At 73.9% G+C, this 16,127-nt stretch carries 9 protein-coding genes; 4 read left to right on the top strand and 5 right to left on the bottom strand.

The features are described from left to right. Positions 1–88: 88 nt before the first annotated feature. The 4 genes from lon to AB0D01_RS03280 all read right to left on the bottom strand — a co-directional run bounded on the left by lon (position 89) and on the right by AB0D01_RS03280 (position 6,021). Positions 89–2,485, bottom strand: a complete 2,397-nt coding sequence (lon, locus tag AB0D01_RS03295) for an endopeptidase La (protein WP_363053265.1) — start codon at positions 2,483–2,485, stop codon at positions 89–91. Positions 2,486–2,604: 119 nt separating this feature from the next. After that, positions 2,605–3,378, bottom strand: a complete 774-nt coding sequence (locus tag AB0D01_RS03290; protein WP_363053264.1) for a DUF4097 family beta strand repeat-containing protein — start codon at positions 3,376–3,378, stop codon at positions 2,605–2,607. A 92-nt stretch (positions 3,379–3,470) separates the two neighbouring features. Further along, entirely contained in the window at positions 3,471–4,346 is an 876-nt protein-coding gene (locus AB0D01_RS03285; protein WP_363053430.1) for a sulfurtransferase, read from the bottom strand. 382 nt (positions 4,347–4,728) lie between these two features. Next, on the bottom strand, positions 4,729–6,021 hold the full coding sequence (locus AB0D01_RS03280; protein WP_363053263.1) for a glycosyltransferase family 39 protein: 1,293 nt from the start codon (positions 6,019–6,021) through the stop codon (positions 4,729–4,731). Between the two features lie 297 nt (positions 6,022–6,318). On the opposite strand from AB0D01_RS03280, the gene AB0D01_RS03275 reads away from it, so the two are divergent. The 4 genes from AB0D01_RS03275 (at position 6,319) to AB0D01_RS03260 (ending at position 13,043) form a co-directional block, all read left to right on the top strand. Then, complete coding sequence (locus AB0D01_RS03275) at positions 6,319–6,915, top strand: hypothetical protein (RefSeq protein ID WP_363053262.1); 597 nt, start codon at positions 6,319–6,321, stop codon at positions 6,913–6,915. Positions 6,916–7,030: 115 nt separating this feature from the next. Beyond that, on the top strand, positions 7,031–7,771 hold the full coding sequence (locus AB0D01_RS03270) for a response regulator transcription factor (protein WP_363053261.1): 741 nt from the start codon (positions 7,031–7,033) through the stop codon (positions 7,769–7,771). A 68-nt stretch (positions 7,772–7,839) separates the two neighbouring features. Next, positions 7,840–8,892: a HAMP domain-containing sensor histidine kinase gene (locus tag AB0D01_RS03265; protein WP_363053429.1), complete on the top strand. Its 1,053-nt coding sequence runs from the start codon at positions 7,840–7,842 to the stop codon at positions 8,890–8,892. Positions 8,893–9,149: 257 nt separating this feature from the next. Then, positions 9,150–13,043, top strand: coding sequence for a multifunctional oxoglutarate decarboxylase/oxoglutarate dehydrogenase thiamine pyrophosphate-binding subunit/dihydrolipoyllysine-residue succinyltransferase subunit (locus tag AB0D01_RS03260; RefSeq protein WP_363053260.1), 3,894 nt, complete (start codon positions 9,150–9,152; stop codon positions 13,041–13,043). 78 nt (positions 13,044–13,121) lie between these two features. On the opposite strand, the gene fxsT is transcribed toward AB0D01_RS03260, so the two are convergent. Continuing rightward, on the bottom strand, positions 13,122–16,124 hold the full coding sequence (fxsT, locus tag AB0D01_RS03255) for an FxSxx-COOH system tetratricopeptide repeat protein (protein ID WP_363053259.1): 3,003 nt from the start codon (positions 16,122–16,124) through the stop codon (positions 13,122–13,124). Positions 16,125–16,127: the final 3 nt, after the last annotated feature.

Raw genomic sequence — 16,127 nt, 5'->3', positions numbered from 1 at the left:
GCCCGGGGCCCCGCCGAAGCGGGTTCCCGGGCCGGGTGCGTGGACGTCCCGCGCGTGCCCCTCGGGACGCCGGCCGCCGCTGCGTGCCTCAGGCGGCCTTGGTGAAGGAGATCTCCGCCGGGGCGAGGGCGAGCTCCAGCACCTGGCGCACGTCCGTCACGGGGTGTACCTCCAGTCCCTCCAGCACCTCGGCGGGGACGTCGTCGAGGTCCGCCTCGTTGCGCTTGGGGATGATCACGGTGGTCAGACCGGCCCGGTGCGCGGCGAGCAGCTTCTGCTTGACCCCGCCGATCGGCAGGACCCGTCCGGTCAGGGAGACCTCGCCGGTCATGGCCACGTCGGTGCGGACCGGGCGGCCCGAGAGCAGCGAGGCCAGGGCGGTGGTCATGGTGATGCCCGCGCTCGGACCGTCCTTGGGCACGGCCCCGGCCGGGAAGTGGATGTGCACGCCCCGGTCCTTCAGGTCGGCCACCGGGAGTTCCAGTTCGGCGCCGCGCGAGCGCAGGAAGCTGAGCGCGATCTGCGCCGACTCCTTCATGACGTCCCCGAGCTGGCCGGTGAGGGTGAGCCCGGCGGCCCCGGTCTCGGGGTCGGCGAGGGAGGCCTCGACGAACAGCACGTCGCCGCCGGCGCCGGTCACGGCGAGGCCGGTGGCCACGCCGGGGACGGCCGTACGCCGCTCCGCCGGGTCCTGGGCGGACTCGGGGACGTGGTGCGGGCGTCCGATGAGGGCGCGCAGGTCGCCCGCGCCGATGGTGAGGGGCAGCTCCCGCTTGCCCAGCTCGTGCTGGGAGGCCACCTTGCGCAGCAGGCGCGCCAGGGACCGCTCCAGGGTGCGCACGCCCGCCTCGCGGGTGTACTCGCCGGCGAGGCGGCGCAGGGCGTCGTCCTCCAGGGTGACCTCGTCGGCGCCGAGTCCGGCGCGCTCCAGCTGGCGGGGCAGGAGGTGGTCGCGGGCGATGACGACCTTCTCGTCCTCGGTGTAGCCGTCGAGCCGGACCAGCTCCATGCGGTCGGCGAGGGCCTCGGGGATGGCTTCCAGGACGTTGGCGGTGGCGAGGAAGACCACGTCGCTGAGGTCGAGCTCGACCTCCAGGTAGTGGTCGCGGAAGGTGTGGTTCTGCGCCGGGTCCAGGACCTCCAGGAGGGCGGCGGCCGGGTCGCCGCGGAAGTCGGAGCCGACCTTGTCGATCTCGTCGAGCAGGACGACCGGGTTCATGGACCCGGCCTCCTTGATGGCGCGGACGATGCGGCCGGGCAGCGCGCCGACGTAGGTGCGGCGGTGGCCGCGGATCTCGGCCTCGTCCCGGACGCCGCCGAGGGCGACGCGGACGAACTCGCGGCCCATGGCGTGCGCGACGGACTCCCCGAGGGAGGTCTTGCCGACGCCGGGCGGGCCGACGAGGGCGAGGACGGCGCCGCCCCTGCGGCCCCCGATCACGCCCATGCCGCGCTCGCCGCGCCGCTTGCGGACGGCGAGGTACTCGGTGATGCGGTCCTTGACGTCCCCCAGGCCCGCGTGTTCGGCGTCGAGGACGGCGCGGGCGCCGCGGATGTCGTAGCTGTCCTCGGTGCGCTCGTTCCAGGGCAGTTCGAGGACGGTGTCGAGCCAGGTGCGGATCCAGGAGCCCTCGGGGGACTGGTCGCTGGAGCGCTCCAGCTTGTCCACTTCCTTCAGGGCGGCCTCGCGGACCTTCTCGGGCAGGTCGGCGGCCTCGACGCGGGCGCGGTAGTCGTCGGACTCCTCGCCCTCCTTCTCGCCGCCCAGTTCGCGCAGCTCCTTGCGCACGGCCTCCAGCTGGCGGCGCAGGAGGAACTCGCGCTGCTGCTTGTCGACCCCGTCCTGGACGTCCTTGGCGATGGACTCGGCGACGTCCTGCTCGGCGAGGTGGTCGCCGAGGGCCTTGACGGCGAGGCGGAGACGGGCGACCGGGTCGGCGGTCTCCAGCAGCTCCACCTTCTGGGCGACGGTCAGGAACGGGGAGTAGCCGGAGTTGTCGGCAAGGGCCGACACCCCTTCGATCTGCTGGACCCGGTCGACGACCTGCCAGGCGCCGCGCTTCTTGAGCCAGCTGGTGGCGAGGGCCTTGTACTCCTTGACCAGCTCGGTCACCGAGCCCGGCAGGGGGTCGGGCAGGGGCTCCGCGACGGTCTCCCCCTCGACCCAGAGGGCCGCGCCGGGGCCGGTGGTGCCGGCGCCGATGCGGACCCGGCCGCGGCCGCGGATCAGGGCCCCGGGGTCGCCGTCGGACAGCCGGCCGACCTGCTCGACGGTGCCGAACACTCCGGTGCCCGCGTACGTGCCGTCGATGCGGGGCACGAGCAGGACCCGGGGCTTGCCCGTGCCCGCCGCCGCCTGCGCGGCCTCGACGGCGGCCCGCACCTCGGCGTCGGACAGGTCCAGCGGGACGACCATGCCGGGCAGCACGACCTCGTCGTCAAGCGGCAGCACGGGCAGAGTGAGCGTTACGGACGTCGAAGCCATGATCTTCCCTCCGGCAGTGAAGTTGAGCTATGCCGACTCAATGCTTCTGCGCCCGCCGATGTTCCCCGACGGCCGTTCGCCGGGGGCGAACGGCCGTTGAGGGCTGGTCAGAGGGGTGTTCAGAGGGCCGAGACGCGGATGTCGCCCGAGGTGGTGCGGATCGCGAGGCCGGAGGGTGCGCTGGGGGTGGAGGGAAGGGTGAGGTCGCGGGTGCCGGAGTCGGTGGAGGTCTCCAGCCGGTACGGGGCCCTCGGCACCTTGAGGGTGACGTCGCCCGAGCGCGCGGTGACCGACACCGCCGCGGGGGCCCGCGTGAAGTCCAGGCGGGAGTCTCCCGAGGTCGAGCGGACGTCGGCCTCGGCGCCCAGGGCGGTGCCCGTGACGTCCCCGGAGGCGGTGCGGATCCGCAGCGGCCCCGCGATGGCCTCGGCCCGTACGTCGCCGGAGTCGGACTCGACCTCGGCGGCGGCCACGCCCGTCAGCGCGACCCGGCCGCTGCTGCTGACGACCTTGACCTTCGCCGAGGCCGGCACCTCCAGTCGGTAGTCGATCCGGCAGGTGTCCGCGCAGCCCTCGGTGAAGGTCAGGACCCCGCCGGACACCCGCTGGCCGGGGCGGGGCTCGGTGTCGCCCCGGTAGCGCACGGTGCGGTGGACGCGCACCCCCGGGCCGCTGCCGACGGTGACCTCGACGGAGCCGCTGCGGACGTCGCCGACCTCCACGGCGGTGACGGCCTCGGCGACCGAGGCGTCTGCGGCCACGGTCCTGGTGGCCACGGGTTCCACCCAGGAGCAGCCCGACACGAGGAGGGCGGCCGCCGTCAGGGTGACGGCGAAGGCGGAGGCGCCGACTGCGGCGCGGACGGGACGCTCTGACGGGGTGTGGGATGCCATGCCCCCACCCTGGCCGCGTACGTCGCGGCCCGCGATGGGGCCGGTACCCGGCCGGTGGTGGGGTTATCCCCCGCCACGGGCGTCCGGCCCCTCTACGTCCCCGTGGTCACCGGGCGGGTGGGCGAGGGCAGGCCCCACTCGCTCCAGGAGCCGTCGTAGACCGCGGTGTCCCGGTGGCCGGCGAGGGTCGCGCCCAGCGCGAGGACGCAGGCCGTCACCCCGGAACCGCAGCTGAAGTAGAGGCGCTCGCGGTCGCCGGCCGCCGCCGCGAACAGTTCCCGCAGCTCGGCCGCCGGCCGCATCAGCCCGTCGGGCCGCCTGAGTTCCCCGAAGGGCAGGTTCACCGCGCCCGGCATGTGGCCGCCGCGCAGTCCGGGCCGGGGCTCGGGCTCCGTGCCGGCGAACCGGCCCGGGGTGCGGGCGTCGAGCACCGCGGCCGCCGGGTCGCCCAAGGCCCGGGCGACGGTGTCGGCGTCGACCAGCAGCCCGGGGCGGGGCCGGGCGGTGAAGGAGCCGGGCGGGCCCTCGTAGCCGGCCGGGCGGTCCTCGACGGGCAGCCCGGCGGCGGTCCAGGCCGGCAGGCCCCCGTCCAGGACGGCGGCCCGGTCGAAGCCCATCGCGCGCAGCATCCACCAGGCCCGGGCGCTGGAGTAGATCCCGGCGGCGTCGTAGACGACGACGGTGTCGGTGTCGTGGACGCCGAGTTCCCGCAGGGCCGCGGTGAAGCGGTCGGGGCCCGGCATGGTGTGCGGCGCGGGGGCGTCGTGGTCGGACAGGGCCCCGTCGAGGTCGAAGGGCCGGGCGCCCGGCAGGCGCGGGGCCCTCGCGCGGTGGGCGCCGACGGAGGCGTCGAAGAGGACCAGCCCGGGCGCCCCGAGGCACGCGGCGAGCCGCTCCACCGCGATCAGCGGCCCGACCGCAACCGGCACGGCGGACGGCCCGGGCCCGCCGGCGCCGGGAGGCCCCACCGAGGCCGCCGGGCCGGCCGGGGTCGCCGGCGAGGCGGGAGCGGCCGGGGTCGCTCCGGCGACCGAGGGGGCCAGAGCGGCGGGAACGGCCGGGGTGGCTTCGGAAGTCGAAGCGGCGGGTGCGGCCGGGGGCGCCGGGACGGCCGGGGTGGCCGGGACGGCCGGGTGCCCCGGCGAGGCGGGAGCGGCCGGGGTCGCTCCGGCGGCCGAGGGCGCCAGAGCGGGGGAAGCGGGCGGGCCGGCCCCGGCGGCCGAAGCGGCGGGTGCGGCCGAACCCGCCGGGGCGGACGGGGAGGCGGGGGGTTCGGGCGGGGGCATGGGGCGGACCTCCTGGGCCTGGGGCGTGTTCCGTGGATCATGCCCGACCCGTGCGCGGGAGGGGTCAGCCGCAGCCGCCGGGGCGGGCGTAGACGGCGACCCTGGCCCCGTGCACCCGGGTCTCGGAGCAGCGCTCGAAGCCGGCGGCCAGGGTGTCGCGTTTGACCGCCTCGACGGGCTCGCGGTCCTGCGGCTGCCCTGCCGGGTCCAGCAGGGCCACCACCCGGGGCGAGCGCAGCAGGGCCTCGCGGATGGCCCCGGGCGGCAGTTCGGTGCCGTGGAGGGTGTGCGAGGCCGTCGGGGCGCGATCGAGGGCGATGTCGCGCAGGCCCGCGTGGACCTCCGGGGAGGACAGCAGCCACTCGCGCCGGCGGGAGGGCAGGAACAGCACCGCGTCCCCGGGCCGGGCGTGCTCGCGCACGGCGGCGGCCACGGCGAGGACGTCGTCCTTGCGGGCCTCGGGGGTGCGCAGGTGGACGGACCACCAGAGCAGGGGCACGAGCAGCGCGGCCACCACCGCCCACGACCGCGCCGGGAGCGGGCGGGCGAGCCGCTCCCCGGCCAGGAGCGCGACCCCGATCAGGGCGTAGAGGACGTACCGGTCGACGTACAGGGGGCGGACGAGGGAGACCGTCAGGAGCAGGGCGGGCGGCAGCAGCGCGAGGGGGACGGCGACGCGGACGAGGTCGCGCCGGGGGCAGCCGCGGGCGAGGAGCAGGACGGCGGCCGCGAGCGCCCCGTAGCCGGCCCAGTCCTCCAGGCCGGGCCCGGCGAGCCGGCCCAACTGGGCCGCCGCCTGCCGCGAGCTGAGCCAGACCAGGGGGGCCGACGCGACGCAGACGGCGGCGGCGCCCCACCGCCAACCGCGCGAGCGGTGGGCGGTGGGGGCGTGCGCGAGGAGGGCGAGGAGGGCGAACTCGTGCAGCCAGCAGCCGAGCAGCAGGACGGTCGCGTAGGACACCCACCGTTCGCGCAGCATGAGGTACGTCGCCCAGGCCACGGCGGCGGCGACGAGGGCGTACGAGCGGCCCTCCTGCGCGTACGCCTGCACGGGCGGCAGCAGCGCGTAGGCGCAGCCGGCGAGGAGCGCGGCGCGTTCGCCCGCGAGGTGGTGGGCGAGGGCGGCCACGCCGGCGGCGGCGAGGGCGGTGGCGGCGACCGAGGGCAGGCGCAGGGCCCACAGGCCGCCGTCCCAGAGGGCGAAGACGCCGTGGGCGAGGAGGTAGTGGAGTCCGTGGACGGCGTCGACCTCGCCGAGGAGGCGCCACAGCTCGGGCAGGGGGCGGTGGGCGACCTGCCAGGTGGTGGACTCGTCGCGCCACATGCTGCCGCCGCCGGGGCCGCGTTCGAGTCCCACGAGGCCCAGGAGGAGGGCCAGGAGCGGGGGCGCCGCGCGCCAGGGGGCCAGGTGGCGGATGGCGGCCTCCGGGGTGCTTTCCGTGGCGGGACGGGGCCTCCATACTCGGGGTTCGGTCCGAGACCCGCGGAGGTGGGTGTGCGAACGGTGCGAACGGCGCGGGCGACAGGGGCGGCACGGGGGGCGCGGGCGGCGCGGGAGGCGGCGACGCGAACCCTCCCGACGGACCGGGCGGCGGCAACGACGGCAACGGCGCGAGCGGCGGCGACGACGCGTACGCTCCCGGCGGCGCGGGCCGTGCGCGCGGCGGGCGCCGTCACGGCGGCGGTGCTGGCGGTGGCGCTGCTGGGCGGCTGCGGCTCGGGCGGCCCGTCCGAGGCCTCCGGACCGGCCGGCTCCTCCGGGGCCCCCGCGACCTCGCCCCCCGCGCCGACGACCCCTGCGACGACGACCCCCTCGGCGTCGGCCCCGGGGAGCCCCTCCGCGTCGGCCCCCGGCGGCAGTCCCGGCCCCACCGGCTCGCCCGCCCCGACGGCCTCCCCCGATCCCCGGGCGGAGCACCTGGTCACGGTCATCCGTTCCGGCGGCTTCGCCGGCCGCTCGACGGGCCTGCTGGTCCGCGGCGACGGCTCCTGGAGCCTGGTGGACGACAAGGCCGCGGTGCTGCGGACCGGGCGGCTGGCGCCGGCCGCGCTGGAGGAGCTGCGGCGCGCGCTGGGGGCGGCGGACTTCGCCCGCCTGCCCCGCGAGGCGAAGGCCGATCCGCCGATCCACGACGGCTTCCGCTACGCGTTCACGTACGGCGGCCACACCGTGAGCGGCGACGAGGAGGCGCTCGCCCCGGCGCTGGGCGAGGTCCTCGAACACCTGCCGAGCTTCTCCGCGACCCCGTAGGGTCGCGGCCGTCATCGGACGTCAGCCCGTCCACCCCTGTCCGAACCCCGCATAGCCGCAGGCCGGTGGCTCCTCTACGCTGCACCCCATCACGCGGGATCTTCAGGGGCGGGACATGGAACAGACACACACCACCCACAACGGCGCCGCGGCCACCCCGGGCGCCCAGCGGCGCGTTCTCGTGGTCGAGGACGACCACACCATCGCGGACGCCATCGCGGCCCGGCTGCGGGCCGAGGGCTTCCAGGTGCAGACGGCCTACGACGGCCCCGCCGCGGTGGCGGCCGCCGAGAGCTGGCTGCCCGAGCTGCTGGTCCTGGACGTCATGCTGCCCGGCTTCGACGGGCTGGAGGTGTGCCGGCGCGTCCAGGCGCAGCGGCCGGTCCCGGTGCTGATGCTGACCGCCCGGGACGACGAGACCGACATGCTGGTCGGCCTCGGCGTCGGCGCGGACGACTACATGACGAAGCCGTTCTCCATGCGGGAGCTGGCCGCCCGGGTGCACGTCCTGCTGCGCCGGGTGGAGCGGGCCACGCAGGCCGCGACCGCCCCGCGCGGGGCCACGCTGCGCCTCGGCGACCTGGAGATCGACCACGCGCAGCGCCGGGTCCGGGTGCAGGCGGAGGACGTCCACCTGACGCCGACGGAGTTCGACCTGTTGGTGTGCCTGGCGGGCACACCGCGCGCGGTGCTCTCGCGGGAGCAGCTGTTGGCGGAGGTGTGGGACTGGGCAGACGCCTCGGGGACCCGTACGGTCGACAGCCACATCAAGGCGCTGCGCCGGAAGATCGGGGCGGAGCGGATCCGTACGGTCCACGGCGTCGGGTACGCCCTGGAGACCCCGGCCCAGCCGTGAGCGGGGCCCGGCCCGATCGCAGGCGCGGGGACGGCCGCCCCGGCGGGGCCGCCGCGCGCGACGGGGGGCTGCGGCCCTTCTCGCCGTTCTCGATCAAGACGAAGCTGGGCACGCTCGTCGTGGTGTCGGTGTTCATCACGACGGGGCTGCTGCTGGTGGCCCTGCGCACCGACACCGAGCTGCGGTTCATCACGGTGTTCTCGGTGATCGCCTCGATGTTGATCACCCAGTTCGTGGCGCACGGTCTGACGGCGCCGCTGGACGACATGACGACGGTGGCCCGCGCGATATCCCACGGGGACTACACGCGTCGGGTGCGGGGCGCGGGGCGCCGCGACGAGCTGGGCGATCTGGCCGTCACGATCAACCTGATGGCCGACGATCTGGAGGCCGTGGACAGGCACCGTAGGGAACTGGTCGCGAACGTCTCGCACGAGCTGCGGACGCCGATCGCGGCGCTGCGGGCGGTGCTGGAGAACGTGGTGGACGGGGTGTCGAGCGCCGATCCGGAGACCATGCGCACGATGCTGAAGCAGACGGAGCGCCTCGGCCGGCTGGTGGAGACCCTGCTGGACCTGTCCCGGTTGGACAACGGGGTGGTGCCGCTGCGGGCCCGCCGCTTCGAGGTGTGGCCCTACCTGTCGGGGGTGCTGAAGGAGTCGGGGCTGGCGGCGGCGGGGCGGCCGGGGCTGACCACCGGTTCGGGCGGGCACACCCGCAACGACGTGCACCTCCACCTGGACGTGTTCCCCTCGGACCTGGCGGCGTACGCGGACGCGGAGCGGCTGCACCAGGTGGTGGCCAACCTGATCGACAACGCGGTCAAGCACAGTCCCCCGCACGGCCGGGTGACGGTCCGGGCGCGGGCCGGTGACGCGCCCGGGAGCCTGGCCCTGGAGGTCGTGGACGAGGGGCCCGGCATCCCGGAGGCGGAGCGCCACCGGGTCTTCGAGCGCTTCAACCGGGGTTCGTCCGGGGGCGGCGACGGGGGCACGGGGCTGGGGCTGGCGATCGCCCGGTGGGCGGTCGCGCTGCACGGCGGGCACATCGGCGTGGCCGAATCGTCACGGGGTTGCCGAATCCTTGTCACTCTTCCGGGCAGCTCATCGGCGCCGTCTTGACGTAGGGTTCGAGGTGTAGGGACATGATCTCGGCCACACGTGCCCGCGATCGTCAGGGGTGCGAAGCCAGCAGGCCGCAACCTCGCTGTGCCCTACCCGAACCAGGCTGGTTTCCCGCCATTCAGGGCGACGAAACCCGCCGTTCGGTGTGACCTGCGTGACGGAAGTCCCGCCCGGCCTGCATGACACGGCCCGGGAGGCGTAGCCTTTATTCCCGCTGTCCATACCTTGTGAAGCGGAAGAGGGCGGTTGCCGCCGTGTCGCCACAGTCCCCCAGTAACCCGAGCACCACGACCGAAGCAGCAGAGGGCGGGAAGAACCCCGCCTCAGGCTTCGGCGCGAACGAGTGGCTCGTCGACGAGATCTATCAGCAGTACCTCCAGGACCCGAACTCGGTCGACCGGGCCTGGTGGGACTTCTTCGCCGACTACAAGCCGGGGGGCGCTGTCGCTCCGGTGAAGTCGGACGGTCCCGAGAAGCCCGCGACGACGGAGGGCGCCTCCGCACAGGCCGCCCCTTCCGCCGCCGGCGCCCCGCAGGCCATCGACGCCGCCGCCACGGGGGCGGCAGGCGCCGTGACCGCGCCCGCGCCCGTCGCGCCGACCCCTCCGCCTGTGTCAGCTCCTGCCCCTGCTCCTGCCACCCCCTCTGGTGCCCCTGCTGTGACTGTCACCTCCCAGGCCCCGGCCGCCGCACCGGCCGCGCCCGCCCCTCAGGCCCAGGCTCCGGCCGCCGCCACCACGCCGGCCCAGAAGGCCGCGCCCACCACCGAGGCCCCCGCGGGCCCCGAGCTGGTGACGCTCCGCGGCCCCGCCGCCGCCGTGGCCAAGAACATGAACGCCTCCCTCGACGTCCCGACGGCCACGTCCGTCCGCGCCGTCCCGGTGAAGCTGCTGTTCGACAACCGCATCGTCATCAACAACCACCTCAAGCGCGCCCGGGGCGGGAAGATCTCCTTCACCCACCTCATCGGCTACGCGATGGTGCAGGCCATCAAGGCCATGCCGTCCATGAACCACTCCTTCGCGGAGAAGGACGGCAAGCCGACCCTGGTCAAGCCGGAGCACGTGAACTTCGGCCTCGCGATCGACCTGGTCAAGCCGAACGGCGACCGCCAGCTCGTCGTCGCCGGCATCAAGAAGGCCGAGACCCTCAACTTCTTCGAGTTCTGGCAGGCCTACGAGGACATCGTCCGCCGCGCCCGCGTCGGCAAGCTGACGATGGACGACTTCACCGGCGTGACGGTCTCCCTCACCAACCCCGGCGGCCTCGGCACCGTCCACTCCGTGCCCCGCCTGATGCCCGGACAGTCGGTCATCATGGGCGTCGGCTCCATGGACTACCCCGCCGAGTTCCAGGGCACCTCCCAGGACACCCTGAACAAGCTGGGCATCTCCAAGGTCATGACCCTGACCTCGACCTACGACCACCGGGTCATCCAGGGCGCGGCCTCCGGCGAGTTCCTGCGCGTCGTCGCGAACATGCTGCTCGGCGAGAACGGCTTCTACGACGACGTCTTCGAGGCGCTGCGCATCCCGTACGAGCCGGTCCGCTGGCTCCGGGACATCGACGCCTCGCACGACGACGACGTCACCAAGGCCGCCCGCGTCTTCGAGCTGATCCACTCCTACCGGGTCCGCGGCCACGTCATGGCCGACACCGACCCGCTGGAGTACAAGCAGCGCAAGCACCCCGACCTCGACATCACCGAGCACGGCCTCACCCTGTGGGACCTGGAGCGCGAGTTCGCGGTCGGCGGCTTCTCCGGCAAGTCGATGATGAAGCTGCGCGACATCCTCGGCGTGCTGCGCGACTCGTACTGCCGCACCACCGGCGTCGAGTTCATGCACATCCAGGACCCGAAGCAGCGCCGTTGGATCCAGGACCGCATCGAGCGCCCGCACTCCAAGCCGGAGCGCGAGGAGCAGCTGCGGATCCTGCGCCGGCTGAACGCGGCGGAGGCCTTCGAGACCTTCCTGCAGACGAAGTACGTCGGCCAGAAGCGGTTCTCGCTGGAGGGCGGCGAGTCGGTCATCCCGCTGCTCGACGCCGTCATCGACTCGGCCGCCGAGGCCCGCCTCGAAGAGGTCGCGATCGGCATGGCCCACCGCGGCCGCCTGAACGTGCTCGCGAACATCGTCGGCAAGTCGTACGCGCAGATCTTCCGCGAGTTCGAGGGCAACCTCGACCCGAAGTCCATGCACGGCTCCGGCGACGTCAAGTACCACCTGGGCGCCGAGGGCACCTTCACGGGCCTGGACGGGGAGCAGATCAAGGTCTCGCTCGTCGCGAACCCCTCGCACCTGGAGGCGGTGGACCCGGTCCTGGAGGGCGTGGTCCGCGCCAAGCAGGACATCATCAACAAGGGCGGCACGGACTTCACGGTCCTGCCGGTCGCCCTGCACGGTGACGCGGCCTTCGCCGGCCAGGGTGTGGTCGCCGAGACGCTGAACATGTCGCAGCTGCGCGGCTACCGCACCGGCGGTACCGTCCACGTCGTCATCAACAACCAGGTCGGCTTCACCGCCGCCCCGGAGTCCTCGCGTTCGTCGATGTACGCGACCGACGTGGCCCGCATGATCGAGGCGCCGATCTTCCACGTGAACGGCGACGACCCGGAGGCCGTGGTCCGCATCGCGCGGCTCGCCTTCGAGTTCCGTCAGGCGTTCAACAAGGACGTCGTCATCGACCTCATCTGCTACCGCCGCCGCGGTCACAACGAGTCGGACAACCCGGCGTTCACGCAGCCGCTGATGTACGACCTGATCGACAAGAAGCGCTCGGTGCGCAAGCTGTACACCGAGTCCCTGATCGGTCGCGGCGACATCACCCTGGAAGAGGCGGAGCAGGCGCTCCAGGACTTCCAGGGCCAGCTGGAGAAGGTCTTCGCGGAGGTCCGCGAGGCCGCCACGCAGCCCGCGGTCGCCGCGCCGGCCCCGGTGGACCAGGCCGACTTCCCGGTCGCCGTGAACACGGCGATCTCGCAGGACGTCGTCAAGCGGATCGCCGAGTCCCAGGTCACCATCCCCGAGGGCGTCACCGTCCACCCGCGTCTGCTGCCGCAGCTCCAGCGCCGCGCGGCGATGATCGACGACGGCACCATCGACTGGGGCATGGGCGAGACCCTGGCCTTCGGTTCGCTGCTGATGGAGGGCACCCCGGTCCGGCTGTCCGGCCAGGACTCCCGCCGCGGCACCTTCGGTCAGCGTCACGCGGTCCTCATCGACCGGGAGACCGGCGAGGACTACACCCCGCTGCAGTACCTGTCGGACGACCAGGCCCGCTACAACGTCTACGACTCGCTGCTCTCCGAGTACGCGGCCATGGGCTTCGAGTACGGCTACTCGCTGGCCCGTCCGGACGCGCTGGTCCTGTGGGAGGCGCAGTTCGGTGACTTCGTCAACGGCGCGCAGACCGTCGTCGACGAGTTCATCTCCTCGGCCGAGCAGAAGTGGGGCCAGACCTCCGGCGTCACGCTGCTGCTGCCGCACGGCTACGAGGGCCAGGGCCCGGACCACAGCTCCGCCCGCCCGGAGCGCTTCCTGCAGCTCTGCGCGCAGAACAACATGACGGTCGCGATGCCGACCCTGCCGTCGAACTACTTCCACCTGCTGCGCTGGCAGGTCCACAACCCGCACCACAAGCCGCTGGTCGTCTTCACCCCGAAGTCGATGCTGCGTCTGAAGGCCGCGGCGTCGAAGGCGGAGGAGTTCACGACCGGTTCGTTCCGTCCGGTCATCGGCGACACCACGGTGGACCCGAACGCGGTCCGCAAGGTCGTCTTCTGCGCGGGCAAGGTCTACTACGACCTGGAGGCCGAGCGGGAGAAGCGCGGCATCACCGACACCGCGATCGTCCGCATCGAGCGGCTGTACCCGCTGGCGGGCGCGGAGCTCCAGGCGGAGATCGCCAAGTTCCCGAACGCGGCGAAGTACATCTGGGCGCAGGAGGAGCCGGCGAACCAGGGTGCGTGGCCGTTCATCGCGCTGAACCTGATCGACCACCTCGACCTGGCGGTCGGCGCCGAGGTCCCGGCCAACGAGCGGCTGCGGCGCATCTCGCGTCCGCACGGTTCGTCCCCGGCCGTGGGCTCGGCGAAGCGTCACCAGGCCGAGCAGCAGCAGCTGCTGAACGAGGTCTTCGAGGCCTGATCCCAGCGCCGCGTGCGAACGCGGAAGGCCCGGCTCCTTCGGGAGCCGGGCCTTCCGGCGTTCCGGGGCCCCGCGCCCCTACGGTTGGGGTTCGAAGTCCCAGTAGGGGCGTGCCTGTTGGCGGGCCGAGACGGTGTGGACGTGCTGCGGGCCGAGGGTGCGGGTGAGGGCCTTGAGGGCGGCGTCCTCGTGTTTGGCGGCCTCCGTGTCCTCGCGGACGGCCCGCAGGTCGGCGGCGAGCGCGGTCCGGGCGCTGAGGGCCATGGGGTGGTCGGGGCCCAGGATCCGTTCGGCTCCGCGCAGGGTCTCCCGGCTGAGGTCGAGGGCGTCCTCGAAGCGGCCGGTGATGTTGCGGTGCCCGGTGGCGTTGAGGGCGCAGCCCAACGTCCAGGGGTGGCGGTCGCCGAGGGCTCCGCGCATGCCGACGAGGGCCTGTTCGGCGAGGTTGAGGGCCTCGGTGCGTTCGCCCTGGGCGCGCAGCACGAGGGCGAGGTTGCCGACGGTGCCGATGCTGTACGGGTGGGCGAGGCCGAGTTGGGACTGGTAGCCGCGGACCACCTCCTCGGAGATCCGGCGGGCCTCCTCGATGTCCCCGTACTCGCGCAGGTAGGTGGCGTAGTCGGAGGCGACCATCAGGGTCCAGGGGAATTCGGCGCCGAAGACCCGGGTGGAGCGTTCCAGGACGCCGCGCAGGCGGGATCCGGCTCCGGTGATGTCGCCCGAACGGCGCAGGCACATGCCGAGGTTGTGTTCGGCGCGCAGGGTCTGGGGGTGGTTGGGGCCCAGGACCTGGGTGTTGAGCTTGAGGCCCTGCTCCTGGCGGGCGAGGGCCTCGCGGTAGCGGCCCATGAGGCGCAGGCCCATGGCGCAGCCGATGCCGGAGGAGAGGGTGGCGATGTGCCGGACGCGCAGGACCCGTTCGCGGCGGCGCAGGGTGTCCAGGTCGGTGTCGTAGGCCTCCTGGTAGCGGCCGAGGAGGCGCAGGACGACGGCGACGTTGTTCTGGGCGCCGAGGGTGGTGGAGTCGTCCTCGCCGAGGAGTTCGCGGTAGGTGGCGAAGGCGTGTTCCAGCAGGACGCGGGCCTCGTCGAACTTGGCGGTGCCCAGGAGGACGCCGGCGTAGGTGCTGGTGGCGCGCAGGGTCTCCAGGTCGCGGTCGCCGCGTTCGGCGAGGAGGCGGTCGGCGACCTGGCGGGCGAGTTGTTCGGCCTGGCGGAAGTGGCCGAGCATGCGCAGGGCGCCGCCGTGGTGGTAGCTGAGTTCGCGGACCTGGTCGTGGTCGTCGCCGAGCATGGCCCGCCAGACGGTGTCGGTCCGTTCGGACAGGCGCAGGCAGGTGCGGTACTCGCCGGCGAGGATGAGGTAGCGCAGGCAGTGCAGCAGGAAGTTCTGGATGCGGGGGTTGGTGCTGGTGAGGACCCCGGCGGACTCCAGGTGCGGGACGAGTTCGGCGTAGCGGGGCCACAGGCGGGAGTCGGTGGGGCGGCCGGGGTCGGCGGCGGCGAGCACCTGGCGGACGGCGCGGGAGAGTTGCTCGGCCTCCTCCTCGGCGAGGTTCTCGCGGACGATGTTGTGGACCATGCGGTGGAGTTGCACGGTCTCCAGGCCGCCGCCCTCCTCCACGGACAGGTCCGAGTACTCCAGGCGGACCACGGAGAACTGGACGAGCTTGTTGAGGGCGGCGTTCCAGCGGATCTGGTCGTTGACGATGCCGGCGAGGTGCTCGGGCACGTCGTCGGCGGGGAACTCGCGCAGCAGGCGCAGCGGGACGCGGCCGGGGGCGAAGAAGACGAACAGCCGCAGCAGGGCGAGGGCGTCGGGGAAGTTCTCCCGGACGTTGTTGAGGAGTATGGCCAGCGCGGTGGGGAAGGGCAGCGGGTAGTCGTCGGAGAGGGTGACGGCCTCGTGGGAGTCGAGGCGGCGCTGGAGCAGGCTCAGGTACTCGCCGACGCCGATCGGGGAGTCCGCGAGCCAGCCGGCGGTCTGGTCGAGGGCGAGGGGGTAGTCCTCCAGCGCCTCGGCGAGCTGGTCGGCCTCGTCGGCGGTGAGCCGGCGGGCCCGGCGGCGGATGAAGGTGAGCGACTCGGGGCGGGCGTACAGGGGGACCTCGACGAGGCTGGTGTGGCGGGTGGCCCACTCCCGGTTGCGGGAGGTGATGATCACGTCGCCGGCGCCGGAGGGCAGCAGGTCGGTGAGGTCGTCGGGGTGGTCACAGCCGTCGAAGACCAACAGCCAGCGGTGGTACGGGTTCCCGCGCCGCAGGGCCTCCAGTACGGCGCGGATCTGCTCGCCGTAGCTGCCGGCGCCGCGCGGCAGGTCGAGGGCGGGGGCCAGGTCGGCGAGGCGTTCGCGCAGGGTGGGCCGGTCCTCGGCGGGGACCCACCACACGACGTCGTACTCGGAGGCGAAGCGGTAGGCGTACTCGGTGGCGACCTGGGTCTTGCCGACGCCGGACAGGCCGAGCAGGGTCACGGTGGAGGCGCCGGGCGGGGCCTCGGCGAGGGCGGACCGCAGCCGGCCGATGACGTCGTTGCGGCCGGTGAAGCGGGGGTTGCGGCGCGGGACGCGGCCCCAGACCTCGGGCGGGTCGTTGGGGAAGCGGGGGCCGCGCCGGCCGGACTCGGTGCCGATGCGGTCGGTGGGCAGCTCCAGGCGGCGCAGCACCCGGTACTCGGCCTCGTAGGCGTCCAGGCCCCACAGGTCGGTCTTCTCCAGGGCGGCGACGGCGCTGGGCAGCGGGGCGTCGGTGAGGCAGACGGCCGCGAACCGGCCGGGGTGGGCCTCGGTGACGGTGCGCAGGGCGGTGTTCCACTCGTCGTCGGCGTGGGTGCCCAGCGAGAAGTAGCGCTCGCTGAGGACGAGGAGGATCCGGCCGCCGGCCCGGGCCAGGTCGTCGAGGGCCTCGGCCAGTCCGGGGCTGGTCTGGGGGTCCCAGCGTTGGAGGACGACGCGGTGGCCGTGTTCCTCCAGGCGGTGGGCGATCCACGCGGCCCAGGGCCGGTTGAAGCCCGCGAAGCTGATGACGAAGCGGCGCGGTCGGTCGGCTCCGTCGCGGTCGTGACGCGTACCGGTGGCGGTCATGGC

Source organism: Streptomyces sp. NPDC048606 (assembly GCF_040650855.1).
GTDB lineage: Bacteria > Actinomycetota > Actinomycetes > Streptomycetales > Streptomycetaceae > Streptomyces.
Note: the sequence above shows the minus strand (reverse complement) of the source record. Positions and strands in the feature narration are given on the sequence as shown.

Excerpts from the sequence above, each read along its gene's own strand:
- lon (WP_363053265.1), bottom strand. The coding sequence starts at position 2,485 with ATGGCTTCGACGTCCGTAACGCTCACTCTGCCCGTGCTGCCGCTTGAC.
- fxsT (WP_363053259.1), bottom strand. The coding sequence starts at position 16,124 with ATGACCGCCACCGGTACGCGTCACGACCGCGACGGAGCCGACCGACCG.
- AB0D01_RS03290 (WP_363053264.1), bottom strand. The coding sequence starts at position 3,378 with ATGGCATCCCACACCCCGTCAGAGCGTCCCGTCCGCGCCGCAGTCGGC.
- AB0D01_RS03270 (WP_363053261.1), top strand. The coding sequence starts at position 7,031 with ATGGAACAGACACACACCACCCACAACGGCGCCGCGGCCACCCCGGGC.